Source organism: Celeribacter sp. (assembly GCF_048266405.1).
Lineage (GTDB): Bacteria > Pseudomonadota > Alphaproteobacteria > Rhodobacterales > Rhodobacteraceae > Celeribacter.
Genome location: NZ_JBLWZO010000003.1, coordinates 335,508 through 351,331 on the forward strand (window position 1 = coordinate 335,508; position 15,824 = coordinate 351,331).

At 57.4% G+C, this 15,824-nt stretch carries 19 protein-coding genes; 5 read left to right on the forward strand and 14 right to left on the reverse strand.

Translation table 11 applies throughout. The features are described 5' to 3' along the window. Positions 1-11: 11 nt before the first annotated feature. Positions 12-1,289, reverse strand: coding sequence for a DNA-packaging protein (locus tag ACN0TS_RS09075; RefSeq protein WP_417259092.1), 1,278 nt, complete (start codon positions 1,287-1,289; stop codon positions 12-14). A 1-nt stretch (position 1,290) separates the two neighbouring features. Further along, on the reverse strand, positions 1,291-1,632 hold the full coding sequence (locus ACN0TS_RS09080) for a hypothetical protein (RefSeq protein ID WP_417259030.1): 342 nt from the start codon (positions 1,630-1,632) through the stop codon (positions 1,291-1,293). 337 nt (positions 1,633-1,969) lie between these two features. Here ACN0TS_RS09080 and ACN0TS_RS09085 point away from each other — a divergent pair, with 337 nt between their 5' ends. After that, the gene (locus tag ACN0TS_RS09085; RefSeq protein ID WP_417259031.1) at positions 1,970-2,743 is read left to right on the forward strand and encodes an ion channel; all 774 of its coding nucleotides are present in this window, start codon (positions 1,970-1,972) and stop codon (positions 2,741-2,743) included. 18 nt (positions 2,744-2,761) lie between these two features. Here the strand turns inward: ACN0TS_RS09085 and ACN0TS_RS09090 are convergent, their stop codons facing one another. From ACN0TS_RS09090 to ACN0TS_RS09130, 9 genes are all read right to left on the reverse strand, one after another. Then, positions 2,762-3,958: a hypothetical protein gene (locus tag ACN0TS_RS09090; protein WP_417259032.1), complete on the reverse strand. Its 1,197-nt coding sequence runs from the start codon at positions 3,956-3,958 to the stop codon at positions 2,762-2,764. Positions 3,959-4,007: 49 nt separating this feature from the next. Then, complete coding sequence (gene mltG / locus ACN0TS_RS09095; RefSeq protein ID WP_417259033.1) at positions 4,008-5,174, reverse strand: endolytic transglycosylase MltG; 1,167 nt, start codon at positions 5,172-5,174, stop codon at positions 4,008-4,010. Beyond that, on the reverse strand, positions 5,174-6,436 hold the full coding sequence (gene fabF / locus ACN0TS_RS09100) for a beta-ketoacyl-ACP synthase II (RefSeq protein ID WP_417259034.1): 1,263 nt from the start codon (positions 6,434-6,436) through the stop codon (positions 5,174-5,176). The genes mltG and fabF overlap by 1 nt, the downstream gene beginning before the upstream one ends. Before the next feature lie 246 nt (positions 6,437-6,682). Further along, complete coding sequence (locus ACN0TS_RS09105) at positions 6,683-7,267, reverse strand: DoxX family protein (protein WP_417259035.1); 585 nt, start codon at positions 7,265-7,267, stop codon at positions 6,683-6,685. 192 nt (positions 7,268-7,459) lie between these two features. Next, on the reverse strand, positions 7,460-7,693 hold the full coding sequence (locus tag ACN0TS_RS09110) for an acyl carrier protein (protein ID WP_009571390.1): 234 nt from the start codon (positions 7,691-7,693) through the stop codon (positions 7,460-7,462). A 271-nt stretch (positions 7,694-7,964) separates the two neighbouring features. Further along, a complete protein-coding gene (gene fabG, locus ACN0TS_RS09115; RefSeq protein WP_417259036.1) occupies positions 7,965-8,702 on the reverse strand; it encodes a 3-oxoacyl-[acyl-carrier-protein] reductase in 738 nt (245 codons plus the stop codon). A 56-nt stretch (positions 8,703-8,758) separates the two neighbouring features. Next, a complete protein-coding gene (gene fabD / locus ACN0TS_RS09120; RefSeq protein ID WP_417259037.1) occupies positions 8,759-9,691 on the reverse strand; it encodes an ACP S-malonyltransferase in 933 nt (310 codons plus the stop codon). A 174-nt stretch (positions 9,692-9,865) separates the two neighbouring features. Then, positions 9,866-10,132, reverse strand: a complete 267-nt coding sequence (locus ACN0TS_RS09125; RefSeq protein ID WP_417259038.1) for a hypothetical protein — start codon at positions 10,130-10,132, stop codon at positions 9,866-9,868. Positions 10,133-10,446: 314 nt separating this feature from the next. Next, the gene (locus tag ACN0TS_RS09130; protein WP_417259039.1) at positions 10,447-11,169 is read right to left on the reverse strand and encodes a hypothetical protein; all 723 of its coding nucleotides are present in this window, start codon (positions 11,167-11,169) and stop codon (positions 10,447-10,449) included. Between the two features lie 329 nt (positions 11,170-11,498). On the opposite strand from ACN0TS_RS09130, the gene rpsF reads away from it, so the two are divergent. From rpsF to ACN0TS_RS09150, 4 genes are all read left to right on the forward strand, one after another. Next, entirely contained in the window at positions 11,499-11,855 is a 357-nt protein-coding gene (gene rpsF, locus ACN0TS_RS09135) for a 30S ribosomal protein S6 (protein ID WP_417259040.1), read from the forward strand. Between the two features lie 23 nt (positions 11,856-11,878). Beyond that, positions 11,879-12,106, forward strand: coding sequence for a 30S ribosomal protein S18 (gene rpsR / locus ACN0TS_RS09140; protein WP_005852865.1), 228 nt, complete (start codon positions 11,879-11,881; stop codon positions 12,104-12,106). Between the two features lie 12 nt (positions 12,107-12,118). Then, positions 12,119-12,736, forward strand: coding sequence for a 50S ribosomal protein L9 (gene rplI, locus ACN0TS_RS09145; RefSeq protein ID WP_417259041.1), 618 nt, complete (start codon positions 12,119-12,121; stop codon positions 12,734-12,736). Between the two features lie 166 nt (positions 12,737-12,902). Continuing rightward, positions 12,903-13,391 carry a transglycosylase SLT domain-containing protein gene (locus ACN0TS_RS09150; RefSeq protein WP_417259042.1) on the forward strand — a complete coding sequence of 163 codons (489 nt, stop codon included), beginning with the start codon at positions 12,903-12,905 and terminating at the stop codon, positions 13,389-13,391. Between the two features lie 18 nt (positions 13,392-13,409). On the opposite strand, the gene ACN0TS_RS09155 is transcribed toward ACN0TS_RS09150, so the two are convergent. The 3 genes from ACN0TS_RS09155 to ACN0TS_RS09165 all read right to left on the reverse strand — a co-directional run bounded on the left by ACN0TS_RS09155 (position 13,410) and on the right by ACN0TS_RS09165 (position 15,821). Then, complete coding sequence (locus tag ACN0TS_RS09155; protein ID WP_417259043.1) at positions 13,410-13,733, reverse strand: hypothetical protein; 324 nt, start codon at positions 13,731-13,733, stop codon at positions 13,410-13,412. 145 nt (positions 13,734-13,878) lie between these two features. Beyond that, a complete protein-coding gene (gene tig / locus ACN0TS_RS09160; protein ID WP_417259044.1) occupies positions 13,879-15,207 on the reverse strand; it encodes a trigger factor in 1,329 nt (442 codons plus the stop codon). Between the two features lie 353 nt (positions 15,208-15,560). Next, positions 15,561-15,821, reverse strand: coding sequence for a hypothetical protein (locus ACN0TS_RS09165; RefSeq protein ID WP_417259045.1), 261 nt, complete (start codon positions 15,819-15,821; stop codon positions 15,561-15,563). Positions 15,822-15,824: the final 3 nt, after the last annotated feature.

A 15,824-nucleotide genomic window follows, 5' to 3' on the forward strand; every position in this document is an offset into this window, starting at 1 on the left:
ATTTGTGGGCCTTAAAGCGTCCGTATCTTGGGCCACATCGCCACCGCAGCAGGCGCGATCATCAATTCATGCACCGCCCAGACCAAAGCGTCCAACCGATCAGGCGACCCACCCGACTGAAACCCCTGCGCTGTCATCTTGACCATCTGGTCCTCAAGCGCCCCGAGGTTGCGGGTATGCGCCACGCGACCCTGATCGTAGAGCGCCGCCACAGGTTCGGCCCGCGCCGCTTTTCCCTTGGTCGCCCGCACCGCTTTGAACGGCGCCATCGGTTCAATCTGGCGCAAGACACTTTCCACCAAGTCACCGCCTTGGTTCACCTCCGCCACGATTTTATCCGCGTTCCACCGCGCACGAGCCCCCAGCGCCGCCTCAGCCCAGACAGTCGGAGAGGCCGCCGAAACGGTGGCATCCTCCAACACATACGCCCGCCAGTTGCGCGGCTCACCTCGGGTCACAGCCCCCACGACCACGATACCGCATTCGTCTGATCCCTTGTGGCCCGTCACAGGCGGGTCCACCGCCACGACGATGCGGTCCAGTTCGGGTATGTCATCCACACGGCTCCCGTCGAGCTTTGCCAACGACCACAAAGCCCCCTCTTCCTCGTCGAGCAATACCCCGTCCAATTCCTGACGGCCAAGGCGCGTGCCCGCATAGCGCGAGTGTACCTCCTCCAGAAAGGACTTCGCCAAATTCGCCGCATTCGCATCTGTAGGCGCATGGGTCGTCACACTCGACGGCGCATCCATAATGTCCTTGAGCACTTGCACATTACGCGGGGTCGTTGTCACAACCTGACGCGGATCATCGCCCAGACGCAGCCCGAATTGCAGCATGTCCCACGCCCCGCGCGGGTCTTTCCATTTCGCCAATTCATCCACCCATGCCGCGTCGAACTGCGGACCGCGCAACGCCTCAGGATCCGACCCAGAAAACACCATCGCCTCCGCGCCATTGGGCCAGACCAAAGTGCGACGCGTAGCCACCCATTTCGGACGACGGTCAGGCGGTGAACAGGCCAGAATGCCACTGTCGCCAAAGACCATCACTTCGCGCGCTTGGTCATAGGTCTCGCCAATGAGCGCCACCCGTCGGGCCCGCCCCGCATCCAGCGGCTTGGCCCCCTCGACCTGCGTGCGCACCCATTCGGCGCCCGCACGGGTTTTGCCCGCACCACGACCGCCCATGATCACCCATGTGCGCCAATCGCCCTCAGGCGGCAGTTGATGATCGAGTGCCCATGCATCGAACAGGAAAGGGAGCGCTGTCAGCGCCCCCTCCCCCAGATCATTCAGAAACGCGTCCTGCGTTTGTCGTGTCTCGCAGGCGAGCCAAGCGATCAACGATCTGAGATCGGGCGGCGTCGAGGTCGACTTCTCCCCGCCCAAGCTCTCCGTTTTTGCGTCGGTCTTCATCGAGCTTTTGCCTTTCCGTTACGGCGGCGGTTTGAGCGCGGCGCAGATCCCCAAGCAGGGTTTTGATCTCCTTTCCCGCACGCGTATCGCCGTTATCCAGACCCTCCATCGCCTCTTGCAAGGCGACTATGGTCCGTTTCAACTGATCGCCGACCGCCTCATAAATCAGGTCGACGCATTCGTACTCATCCCCCACAGATGAAGTCACTTTCATGAATTCTGCCTCTCATGCTTTGTTGTCCTCCGCACAAGAGCCGCAGGCAGCGCCCTCAAAACCCGCAGCTTGCGGGTGATCAAGCACGACCCGTGTCCTCCAAATGCCCCCTCAGGCAAAAACAGAACACGTACCCACGCCTTCCAGCATGGTCCTAGTATTTTGCGAAGATGGGAAATTTGCCGCTAAAGCGCCGTGCGCGCGGCCCAAGGTCTTGTTAACCCTTTCACACGTCGCCCAAATGAAACGCTGCGCGATACGCAGGCCCCTTGTCCTGAGGCCCTTTTTCGCCATAACCATGATAGACAGCACAGAAAAAGCACCTTTGGAGGCCCAGATGGCCAAGCGATTCTCCGCGACACTGCACGAGCTTTACGAAAGTGAAACCGACCGTGCGCACCGCTTTCGCTATGCGCTTCTGGCCTTTGATCTGTTCACCATTCTCTTTGTGATCGCCACATCCTTTGTCGCGCACACCGCGTTGATCGAAGGCCTCGACATGGTGTTCGGCCTATTGATCCTCATGGATTTCACCGCGCGGGTCTATGTGACGAACAAACGCGCAAAATTATTCCGCAGCTTTGCCACATGGGCCGACATTGCCGCGATGATCTCGTTTCTGGCCCCCCTTGCGGGTGAAGGCTTGGGATTTTTACGGATTTTGCGCACCTTGCGCCTGTTGCACACCTACCAGTTGATGAACCGTCTGCGCAAAGACTTCACCTTTTTCCGTCGCCGCGAAGAGATCATCGTCGCCGCTCTCAACCTGCTAGTGTTCATCTTTGTGACCACCGGACTGATCTACGCCATCGAACACGGCCATAACGCCAATATCCGCAACTACGCCGATGCGCTCTATTTCACCATTACCACCCTAACCACCACGGGATTTGGCGACATCACCCTTGAGGGCACCACAGGACGTCTGTTGTCCATCGGCGTGATGTTCTTTGGCGTCACCCTGTTCTTGCGACTGGCCCAAGTGCTGTTTCGCCCCTCAAAGGTGCGCTTTGAGTGCAAAGACTGCGGCTTGATGCTCCACGATGCCGATGCCTCCCATTGCAAGCACTGCGGCGCAGTGGTGCATATCGAGACAGAAGGCCAGTATTAACCGCGCCCCGAAAACCGCCTATTCAACCGCTTGGCCAAACACCATCGCAAGTGCTGCCAGTGCCGCCACAAGCGCGAAGTAGGCCATCACCGCAGTCGGCCGTCCATGCCTGCGGGCCAAAACCACCGCGATAAGCCCCTGTATCATGTAGTAACCAGCAAAGGCGCGTGAGGCCCACGAGATGATCTCGAACACGTCCAAGGTCCACGTTAAAGCCAAGCCACACAGCACCAATACGGCATAGCCTGTGCGCTGTGACACCCGCCCCTTGGTCAGTTCCGCGATCAATCCGCCTGATCCAGAGGTGTCAGCCACCGCGGCCGAGAACTGCGCCGCCAAGGCAGCCCCTACCAACATGAACGGCAACACAGGGGCGACGAATGCCATCATCCCGATGATTGCCGTCTCAGACGTTTCAATCTGGTCCGCCTCGAACACATAGGCCATCAAGATGACGTAAACCATGTAGATCCCCGTCGAGAGCCACTGTGCAAGACGCATGGATCTCACCCGCAAGGCGGCATCGTAATTGCGCCCTAAATAGCGTGATGTTTCAAACCCCTGCACTGTGACCACCAGACCGAACAGCAATGTCGCCGCCCCCAATCCGGTGCGCTGCGCGGGGTTAAAGATCAGCGCCCCTGCACCAACCTTTTGGGCAAAGAACCATCCAAGCCCGACCAACAAGCCCGCAATAATGGCCAGTTTGAGACCGACGGACAGCTCCTCCATCCGCTCCAGAGCGGCAAAGCCCTTTGTCCACCCGACAACAAGGATCACCACAAACACCGCACTGGTGACGCCACGCGCGGCAATATCTGTATCCCACGGGGTCAAACTGACCGCAAAGGCCCCCAGAAGATTGAGGTAATAGGCCACCGACACCACATAGGCGAAGGCCAAGACCCACGAGGCGGCCTGCTCCATCATTGCGCCCGTGCGCCCATGATCCCCGTGATCAAGAGCCGCGATATTGAACCGAATGGCCGACCCGATGGCATAGGCCAAGGCACACAGCAGCGCCATCGCCACAGGGGTCCATTGCCCATAGGATTGCGACAGGATCGGCCCAAGCACCAAAAAACCGCTACCAATAATCGAGGCGAGCGGCGTAATGGTCGCACGCCACAATGGCGCATTGGAAATACGCGGCCACACCAAAAGCCCCGCCACAGCAAGGCTCGCGGCCAAAATCGCGAAATCTTCCAAACCCATCTGCATCCTCAATGAAAAAGAGCGCCCCGATCGGGCGCTCCTTTATGTCTTATTGTTCGGCTTCGATCTTGCGCCATTTCGCCACATTGGCGTTATGCTCGGCCAAGGTCTCCGCAAAGGCGTGACCTCCCGTCCCGTCCGCCACAAAGAAGATATAAGGCGTGCTATCGGGATTAACGGCCGCTTCCATCGAGGCAACGCCCGGATTGGCAATTGGCGCAGGCGGCAAGCCATTGATCACATAGGTGTTGTAAGGACTATCCGATTGCAATTCGGACTGACGCAAACCGCGTCCCAGATAGCCAACACCATTGGTCACGCCGTAGATCACCGTCGGGTCCGTTTGCAGGCGCATCCCTTGATTGAGACGGTTCACAAACACAGAGGCCACTTGGCGACGCTCGGTCGGAATACCCGTCTCTTTCTCGATGATCGATGCCAATGTGAGCATTTCCTCAGGCGTAGAAATCGGCAGATCGTCGCTACGATTTGCCCAAATCTCATCGATCCGCGCCTTTTGTGCCTCGATCATACGGGCAATCAGATCGTCAACGTCCGATCCCGCAACGACCTCATAGCTGTCAGGTGCAAGCATCCCCTCGGCGGGCATCTCGTCGGCCTCCACAGAGCCCTCCAAAACGTCCACATTCTTGAGGCTCTCAACCACACGCCAAACCGTTGTGCCCTCTGCCACCGACACGCGGTAACGTGTGTCCGAGGCATCACGCACCTTGGTAAAGACCTCAGGGATCGCCTCGCCTTCCTCACCCGCTTCACCAGGCTGGAACTCAGCGCTCACAACATAGTTCTGCGTGGCAGGGTCAAGCTCGCGCACCTGCACTTGGGTGCGGTTCACACCGATGCGGTAGACCACTTCCGTGCCACAGGTTGACGCGCCGCCACGGGTGACGATATCGACGATCTCTTCCATCGACGACCCTTCGGGTACAAGAAACGCCCCCGCTTTCAAAAGCGCGGTTTTCTCGGTGTATTTCGCTCCAATCCGCAGGATGGACGCGTTAGACACCGCACCTTTATCCTCCAGATCAGCCGACACCTTTGTAAAGGTCGATCCCTGCGGCACGCGCAAGCAGATCGCCTCGGCAAGCGGGCCTTCGGACGTATATTGATTTTTGCCCCATCCGATGACAGCCGCCAAAGCGATGAGGACAAAAATGAACAGCGTCAATGCGTTAGACGCGATAGATCGCCACATCAATCAGTGACCTTCTTCATCACGAGAGAGGCGTTCGTGCCACCAAACCCGAAGGAATTGGACAGCGCCACGTTGATCTCGCGCTCGCGTTTCGCATTGGGGGCGAGGTCCAGTTTTGGCTCGACCGCAGGATTATCGAGGTTGATCGTTGGTGGTGCCACCTGATCACGGATCGCAAGCAGGCAGAAGATCGCCTCAACCGCCCCCGCAGCCCCCAAAAGGTGGCCGATGGAAGATTTGGTCGAGGACATAGTGGCTTTCGACGCCGCATCGCCCATCAGACGCTCAACCGCGCCCAATTCGATGGTATCGGCCATGGTCGAGGTGCCGTGCGCGTTGATGTAGTCGATATCGTCGGGCGTAAGGCCCGCGCGCTTGATCGCTGCATCCATTGCGCGATATCCGCCGTCCCCATCCGAGGCAGGCGCCGTAATGTGATAGGCGTCACCCGACAGGCCATAGCCCACGATTTCAGCGTAGATTTTCGCGCCGCGCGCCTTGGCGTGTTCGTATTCTTCCAGAATGACAATGCCCGCGCCCTCGCCCATGACGAACCCGTCGCGGTCCTCGTCATAGGGGCGGCTTGCCGCTTGGGGATCATCGGAGCGTTTGGTCGAGAGCGCTTTACAGGCGTTAAAGCCCGCAATGCCCAATTCACAAATGGCCGCTTCCGCGCCACCTGCTACCATCACATCGGCATCGCCAAGCATAATCAGGCGCGAGGCATCACCAATAGCGTGTGCGCCCGTGGAGCAAGCCGTCACGACCGAATGGTTGGGGCCTTTGAAGCCATACTGGATCGAGACCTGACCGGAGATCAGGTTGATCAGAGAGCCGGGAATAAAGAAGGGCGAAATCCGACGCGGACCTTTTTCTTTCAAAAGGACAGCAGCTTCGGCAATCGACGACAACCCGCCAATGCCCGACCCGATCAAAACACCCGTGCGCAGACGGTCTTCCTCGTCCTCGGGTTTCCAATCGGCATCAGTCAGAGCCTGTTCGGCCGCAGCAATCCCGTAAAGAATGAAATCATCGACCTTCTTTTGCTCTTTCTTGGGCATCCAGTCGTCGGGATTGAACGTCCCGTTGGTCCCGTCGCCGCGTTTGACTTCGCAGGCGTAGTCCGTGGCCAAACCGCTCGCGTCAAACCGCTGGATCGTGCCGGCAGCGGATTCGCCCGCCAACAGCCGTGTCCATGTTTCCTCAACACCGCACGCAAGCGGTGAAACCATTCCAAGTCCTGTGACTACTACGCGGCGCATATGCTCTGCCCCCTCCGAGATTTTGTTTAAACGCTTATTACACGGGTGCGCGCCCCGATGAAAGAGCCGAGCGCACACCGAGAAGCTCATGTCCTAGATTTTGCCGATTTAGTGTGGGGAGCTTGCCGCAATCACCGCGCGCTTACCCCACAAAAAACTGGGCGGCATTTTCATACCGCCCAGTAAAACGATCAACAGGGACCGCAGGCAAACTCCACAGCCTACGGCCCCGCTTTGACACTCAGATCAGAACTCTTTGCGCATAAATAAACGGTCAATCGAGTAGGCCCCGCCACCGAAGGCCGCAATCAACGCCATACCTGCCGACCAGAACAGAGAATTCCATTCTGCCTTCAGCTGAACTCCTGTCGGCCCCATGAGAAAACCCGCACCGCCATCGCTCAGAAGGAATCTTTGTCCCTCTTGAGTAAGCAGGTCCACATGTTCATTCAAATAGGCGACCCCTTCTTGCGTCAGGAATGCGTCGCCATAGGGATGCGTCACATGGAACCAATAGGTAATCACCAATACGATCGCACTCGCGAACGCCGCTGGGCGGGTCAAAAAGCCGATCACGACAAGCAGGCCGCCAAAGAAGTTCACAAAGGCCAACAGCGGCGAAAACAGCCACCCCGGAGCGAATCCGATCATCTCGACAAATCCGACTTGCGCCATTGGGTGCTGAATTTTCGCCCAGCCCTCAACGACAAATAATGCCCCGATAATGACGCGAAAAATCAACCAACCCACAGGTTGGGCAAAGCGGCCATAAAACGGTGACAGGAAAGGAAGAAAGAGGCGCTCTCTTGGCGTATCAAAATAATCTGACATGGTGTTCACTCCTGTTTTGTTACCAATGTCGGAGGTTCTAATGTCTCGATGATAGAAATCTGCGGTGCCGCTGTCCATAAAACTTCTTCGCTCTGGTATCGGCTCGTTTGTCTCACGCCCCCCCCAAAAACGCAAAAACGGCGCCGCCCTTTCAGGCCGCGCCGTTTTCAAAATCTTGTCAATCCTTAGGACTTAGGAAGCTTCGGTGATGAACTTCACCGCGTCGCCGAACGTCTGGATGGTTTCGGCTGCGTCGTCAGGGATTTCGATACCGAACTCTTCTTCGAAGGCCATAACCAGCTCAACAGTGTCGAGGCTGTCTGCGCCGAGATCGTCGATGAAGGACGCTGTCTCTGTCACTTTGTCTTCTTCAACGTCGAGGTGCTCGACGACGATCTTTTTAACGCGATCTGCGATGTCGCTCATATTCTTTCCTCACATTATGGGGCCCGATGCCCACTTTTGGTCGTGGCCCTCGGGCCGCTTAGATCATGTCGGGATCAGGAGGACTTTTTCAAGCCCTGATTTCCGAAAACCCCGAACACGGCTACAAGAACAGTTATGTCCCGTAGCAAACTCGGCCCGCCTATAGCACACTGTACGAGGAGGGCAAATCATTTGTAACCCGACGTTAAAACTTCGCGGCACTGCACCCCCGAGCCCTTTGACCTCGAATGCGCCCCTGCCCCGAAACGGGTTAGAGCATGGCCATACCGCCGTTCACATGCACTGTAGCCCCTGTGGTGTAGCCTGCCTCGGGCGATGCAAGATACAACACCGCTGCGGCGATTTCCTCGGGGGTGCCCATACGGGCAGCGGGAATTTGCACGTTGATTTTTCCTTTTTGCTCGTCGGTCAGCTTGTCGGTCATCGCCGTGGCAATAAAGCCAGGTGCCACACAGTTCACGGTGATTCCACGCGAGGCGACCTCATAGGCGAGAGACTTGGACATGCCGACCAGACCCGCCTTGGACGCCGCGTAGTTCGCCTGACCGGGGTTGCCCGTCGCGCCGACGATGGACGAAATATTGACGATACGGCCCCAACGCGCCTTCATCATGCCGCGCATCACGCCTTTGCACAGACGCATGGTGGAGGTCAGGTTGACGTTCAACACGCTCTCCCATTCGTCGTCTGACATACGCATGAACAACTGGTCGCGGGTGATCCCTGCGTTATTGACCAGAATATCCACCGACCCCATGGCCTCGACCGCCTGCTTGGGCAGCGCCTCAACGCTGTCTTTATCCGACAGATTGCACGTCAACACATAGGCGCGCTCGCCCAATTCGGCGGCCAGAGCGTCAAGCGGCTCTTGGCGAGTACCAGAGAGCACAACGGTTGCCCCCGCACCATGAAGCGCCTTTGCAATCGCGCCACCGATGCCACCGGATGCGCCCGTTACAAGCGCGTTTTTACCTGTTAAATCAAACATATTACTGCCTTTCTTAAAGCGCTCTTGCGCTTACAATTCCGAATTCAGACGCGCGATTACGCTTTGAGTTTGGCGATATCATCAGGGGTGCCAATCGCGGTACACGCGATGTCGCGGTTGATGCGGCGCACCATGCCCGACAGCGCTTTGCCCGCGCCGATTTCCCAAATCTCTGTCACGCCCTGTTCACCCATATAGGCAACGCTTTCACGCCAGCGCACCGAGCCTGTCACCTGCTCCACAAGCAAGGAGCGGATCGTGGCGGGGTCGGTCACGGCGGCGGCTTCGACGTTTGCGATCAACGGCACCGACGGAGCGGAAATATCCACATCATCAAGAGCCTCGGCCATCGCTTTGGCAGCGGGCTCCATCAAAGCGCAATGGAAGGGTGCGGAGACAGGCAGCAAAACCGCGCGCTTGGCGCCCTTGGCCTTGGCAATCTCACAGGCCCGCTCGACAGCGGCCTTGTGCCCCGAGACGACCACCTGACCAGGGTCATTGTCATTGGCCGCCTGACAAACTTCGCCGTCGGCGGCGGCCTCAGCGGCCACTTCGGTAACGGTTGCGAAATCAAGACCCAAGAGTGCCGCCATCGCACCGACGCCAACGGGCACCGCGGCTTGCATAGCTTGGCCGCGAATGCGCAACAGACGTGCTGTATCCGCGACAGAAATCGCCCCTGCTGCGGCCAATGCTGAATATTCTCCAAGAGAGTGCCCCGCCACATAAGCCGCATCCGCGACAGAAAACCCTTCGGCCTCAAGCGCACGCAACGCGGCCAGAGAGGTTGCCATAAGGGCAGGCTGGGCGTTTTGGGTCAATGTCAGCGCATCAATATCGCCTTCCCAAATCACCGCAGAAAGTTTTTCGCCCAAGGCCTCGTCAACCTCGTCAAAAATCGCTTTGGATTGCGGATAGACATCGGCCAATGCCTTGCCCATCCCGATGGTTTGGGCACCTTGTCCCGGAAATACGAATGCGCGTGTCATGTTTGCCCTCACGTTAAACGGTGTTGGGACATGGGAATAACGGCCACCGCGTCCTACGGCAAGTCAAAGCCGCCTCAAGTCGCGGAGGCGTGGGCACACATGAAGATGAAATCGAAGAGCGCACAGCATGACGGATGGAGCCTACAAGGCCACACGGGTCATATTGGTCACGGGTTAGTCACTGGCCCCGCCAACGCTTCCCCCTTCACCATCGCCCCCCGCGCCGCCGGAGCCGCTCTCATCTGCGGGAGCACTCACGCCAACTTCGACCGCTTTGATATGGTCATCCAGCGCCCCTGCGAAGTCATTCGACCCTCGCGAAACCGTGGCCAAGACAGCCACACCCAAAGCAAGAACAATAGCCGCAAGCACAGCAAAATCGACGGTCACGGCACCGTCTTCTTCTGTGTTGAACGATTTCAATATCTCGACTCGGGGCATGGATCTCACCTTTGCTACAGCGGGGAGATTACGCCAGCTACAGCGCTAACATCCATCTAAAAACATCAGATTGGTTAACACCCACTTCAAACAAAATCACTTTCACTACAAAGGCATATGAAAAAAGTAATGATATATTCACCAAAAGAACGGCAAAATCTTTACCACTCTTTCGTGTCTAATTTTCATGAAAGTGGCGTCGGCATGAACAGACTGCAATCTCGCCTGCACTTGACCAAGCCCTGTCACACCTCTGCTCAATGTGCCTATCCATACACCAATATGCCTTGGTCGATTCTTTGAGGCGGTGCGGATTAGAGGATCGCGCGGTGCGTCAACTCCGCAGCAGCCACAACCCCACGCCCAGTGGTAGACGCCATTGCGCGGGCAGGCCCACCATTGCGCTGAACCACCCGCGCCTGTTGCTCAGGCATGACGCTAAAGAGCGTCGACTGCATCGTCTTTGGTGTCGCCGCCGCTTGCAAATTGGCATTCAACGCATTCCATAGCCCTTGCATCTCCCGCCCGGACCCCGAAAAGATGTGAATGGGCGTTTTTACCATATCCACGCGCACAAAAAGCTGAGTGCGCCCGCACGTCCACACCGAGCGGCGCAAAAAGAGCGATCCGACTTCGTTAAACCCGATGACGGTATCGAGACGGGTATCATCTTTGCGATTACGCCACACGACGCGCAACTGCCGACGCCGACGGTCAACATGCAATTCCCGCTTCAATCCGCGCCGCGCCGCATACACCAACGACAGCCCCACCATCGCAAACACCAATGTCAGAACAATTTTGAACCCCACGATGTTTGCCACCATCAACGAGCCAGGCAGACCCCATAGCCCAACAGATACCAACAGGCTGATATATCCTGCGAATGCCACGGCGACCTCGACCCCGTCCATCCCCGCGCACACAGGGCGTGATCGCGTCACACGGTAGCCATAGCCCGTGGGGTGACGGGCAATTTTTGACCATGCGACCACTTGGGAACGGATAAAATCGGTTGCAATAGAGGCATCAGACATCGCGAGGCTCGGTTTTGTTATTCTGTTACAAAGCGAGCCTTTTCCAAAAACGCGGCCAGAATGTGACAAAACCACGGAAATTTGGGCGGCGCATGGGCCATATGACACCTCTTTTGGCCTGTCGTGGCGACTTGCACGGAAAAATTGGCGAATATCTAGGAAAATAAGGGAGAAACGCGCCCTTTCCCCTTGCGCCATCGCGACAGAGCCGTATAAGAGCCCATCCTTTCCGCAAGGATTTATGAACCGCGTAGACTCTCGTGGACGGGCAGCGGAAAGGCCAAATGCCCGCCCTATGAAATACGCTTGAAAAAAGAACTGGAGCACTCATGCCGCTTTACGAGCATGTCTTCATTGCGCGTCAGGACCTGTCCAACGCCCAAGCTGAAGGTCTCATCGAGCATTTTGGCACCGTCCTCGCCGACAACGGCGGCAAACTCGTGGATCACGAGTATTGGGGCGTCAAAACGATGGCCTACAAGATCAACAAAAACCGCAAGGGCCACTACGCCTACCTGCGCACCGACAGCCCATCCGCTGCCGTGCAGGAAATGGAACGCCTGATGCGCCTGCATGACGACGTGATGCGTGTTATGACCATCAAAGTCGACGAGCACAAAGAATTGCCCTCCGTGCAAATGCAAAAACGTGACGAGCGCGAAGAGCGCCGCCCACGTCGCCCGTAAGAGCTTAGGAAAGGACCTTTAACATGGCCGCAAAACCGTTTTTCCGCCGTCGCAAAGTCTGCCCGTTCTCTGGCGACAATGCACCCGCGATCGATTACAAAGACACACGTCTTCTGCAGCGCTACATCTCCGAGCGCGGCAAAATCGTTCCTTCCCGTATCACCGCAGTTTCTGCGAAAAAACAGCGTGAGCTGGCTCGTGCCATCAAACGCGCTCGTTTCCTCGCTCTTCTGCCCTACGCCGTTAAGTAAGGAGTACTGACAATGGACGTTATCCTTCTTGAACGTGTGGCCAAGCTTGGCCAAATGGGCGATGTTGTTTCTGTGAAACAAGGCTACGCACGCAACTACCTGCTGCCGCAGGAAAAAGCACTGCGTGCCTCCGAGGCCAACATCAAAGCATTCGAAGCGCGCAAAGCGCAGCTCGAAGCCCAGAACCTCGAAACCAAAAAAGAAGCCGAAGCTTTGGCTGCGAAACTCGACGGCACGAAATTCGTCGTCATCCGTTCCGCATCCGATGCCGGCGCACTCTACGGTTCCGTAAGCCCTCGCGACATCGAAGGCGTCGTGACCGAAGGTGGTTTCACCATCTCGCGCAAACAGGTTGTGATCGGTCACCCGATCAAAGAGCTTGGCCTGCGTGACGTTGCCATCCACCTGCACCCAGAAGTGGAAGCCACAATCACTCTGAACATCGCGCGTTCCCCTGAGGAAGCCGAACTTCAGGCTGAAGGCAAATCCATTCAGGAACTGGCCGCAGAAGAAGAAGCACAAGCTGAATTCGAAATCTCCGAATTGTTCGACGACATCGGTTCTGCCGCTGACGAGGATCTCGACGATGCTGCTGAAGCTCCTGCTGAGGACGCTTCCGACGAGGCCTAATCGCCCCGTACACGCTTTTGGAACGGCCCTGCCATCTGGTGGGGCCTTTTCTTTTGGAACAACGCCCACGCGCCAAGCAGCTTTCCGCCACCCGCTCCATGTCGGCCTTGGCAAAACGCCACGACCGTGGTGATCTCCGTGCGAAACAAATTCAGGTCTTACTCATATGTCCCGCGCCAACACGCCCCTGCTCTCCCGCCGTATGATGATCCTCGCCCCGATCGCACTCGCCGCCTGTGGCTCGGCACCTTCGTCCACCGAGGTATCGCGCGGCTACAACCCGCCGCTGTTCCCCAACGAGACGCCCGAGTTGCGCGCGCTCATCAACAAATGGGCCGATTATTACGAGATTCCACGCGAGTTGATCCACCGCCAGGCCATCCGCGAAAGCACACACCGCCCGTGGGCCCGCAACGGGCCTTACTGGGGCCTGTTGCAAATCCTGCCGCAAACCGCCCGCACCATGGGGCACCGCGGCCCTGCGAGCGAGCTTCTCGACCCCGATGTGAACCTGAAATACGCGGGCAAGTACCTCAAAGGCGCCTACCTCGTCTCGGGCGGCGACATTGACGGTGCGATGAAATGGTATGCGAAGGGCTATTACTACGAGGCCAAACGACAAGGCCTGCTCTACGAGACAGGCCTGCGCAGCTAAACAGCCGCCATTTCCGCCCTAGGGTTCATCGCAATGAAATGGCAAGAATGACCCTGTAGCGCCTTCCGCCACCGCCATCAGTGACAGCATATCCGCAAGCGCACGCTCTTGCTCGCTCCGGGGGCACACCTCGCCACGGATGGTGCAGCCTGACGCCAAAAACGCATCGTGATCAGCGATAAAGTCATCTGACAGCCCGACGCGTGGCCCTTGCGTGGCCATATCCCACGCGCGAGCGTATCGGCTGCATTTCTCGGCGGTCCACTCGGGCGAAATAGCCTGTGCCGCCACGGGCAAAAGCGACGCGAAAACCAAGAATATGACGCGCAACGGATGTCGCATGATGTCCCCTTCACTGCTGGATTAAAGATGTGCGGGATGCACAGCGCCCTGTCAACCAATGCAAAAGGCCGCCCCAGTCGGAGCGGCCTTTCTTAGTCATGTCAATCGCAGTTTCGCGCCGGAGATGATCGACGCGGATCGCGCCTTATTCTTCGTCGAGCGCTTCGACAGCTTTTTCGAGGTCTTCTTTCGAGACTTCTTTTTCTGTCAAATCAGCGTTATCGGCAATCCAGTCTACCACTTTGTCTTCGAACAATGGCGCTTGGAGTTGCTGACGCATCTGTTGGTTTTGCTGAACGAATTCAAAGAATTCGCGCTCTTGACCTGGATACTGACGGGCTTGGTTCATCACGGCTTGGGTGAACTCGGCGTCGGTGATCTGGATCTCTTGTTTTTGACCAATGTCTGCGAGCAACAGGCCAAGACGCACGCGGCGCTCTGCAAGGGTCTTATGCTCATCAGTCACGTCGACTTCAGGGTGATCATGGCCCTGAACATCGGGGTTTTCTTCGTGCCACAACTGATGCGCGATCTGTTTGGCTTCTGCGTCAACGAGCGAAGGCGGCAGGTCAAACGACACGATGGCATCGAGTTGATCCAACAGGCCACGTTTCATCACAGCGCGCGATGCACCTGCGTATTCGTTTTCGAGACGCTCGGCGATCTGGGTTTTGAGAGATGCGAGATCTTCAGCGCCGAATTTTTTCGCAAGCTCATCATCAATCTCGGCTGCAACAGGGGCGTTGACCGATTTGATTTTGCATTCGAACACAGCAGCTTTGCCTGCGAGGTTGGCAGCGCCATATTCCTCGGGGAAGCTCACTTCTACGTTTTTCTCGTCGCCCGCTTTGACGCCAACAAGCTGCTCTTCGAAGCCGGGGATGAAGGAGCCGGAACCGAGAACGAGGGGGTAATCTTCAGCCGCGCCACCTTCAAAGGGCTCGCCGTCAACTTTACCGAGGAAGTCGATCACAACCTGATCGCCATCTTTGGCTTTGCCGGACTTCTCTTCGAAGTTCTGCGCCGTTTCTGCGAGGTTTTTCAGAGCATCATCGACTTCTGCGTCGGCGGCTTTGACAACCAGTTTTTCGAGTTTCACACCAGACAGGTCGGCGTCAGGGATTTCGGGAAGCGCTTCGTATGTGAGGTTGACGACGACGTCATCGCCCTCTTTCCACTCTTCGCCACCGTCCATGACCACATTGGGCTGCATGGCAGGTTTGTCGCCGGTTTCCTCGAAATGTGCGGACATTGCGCTGTCGACAGTTTCCTGCATCGCTTCGCCGAGGATACGTGGACCGAATTGCTTTTTGAGCAGAGCCATAGGCACTTTGCCCTTGCGGAAGCCCTTCATCTCGACTTCGGGCTGGGCCTCTTTGAGCTTGGCGTTGACTTTCTCGTCCAGCTCGGCGGCGGGGATGGTGATCTGATAGCCGCGCTTCAGACCTTCGTTGAGGGTCTCGGTGACCTGCATATTAGCGTCCTTCTTACGTCTTATTACGTCTCTCTGAGACCGCCCGAAGGCCGTCCTATAAATCAATCGACGTTCTAGGGGGTCGACCCCACTCTTGCAAGTCCAATCCGACCAATGCCCGTTTGCATCCCCACAAAAGAAAAAAGGGAACCCGAAGGCTCCCCAGTTTCGCTGATCAGGCTCGTGATTGATACCGCCCGGTGTTTATTGCCTGTGGCCTGACCCGCGTCGAGGGCGAACGCATCCGCCCCAGAAAGGTGTTCGATGAACCCGCTCGGTCCCGCAGGGGGAACGAGAGAGATCGAACCTCACGACCCTGCCCGCACTCGGGACGGACAGGGAAACTCGTTTCTTTAGTGCAGCACCCGCCCTGCGGAGCTGTTGACGGAGAACACCGCCGAGCAGCCCCCTACGCCATCAGCACGATAGGTCTGCACAGAATAGGTCACGTCAAGGCGGGGCATCCCCATCAAAACGACAGACGCGCTCTCGTCATAGGCCGTGGCCAGTGGCCCCGCCGCCTCGGAGGAGAACTCGGCCATAATTGTGTTACCGCGCATTTGCACACGATCCGCCACACATGCCTGACCTGCGATATCGAAAATCATATCCATCGT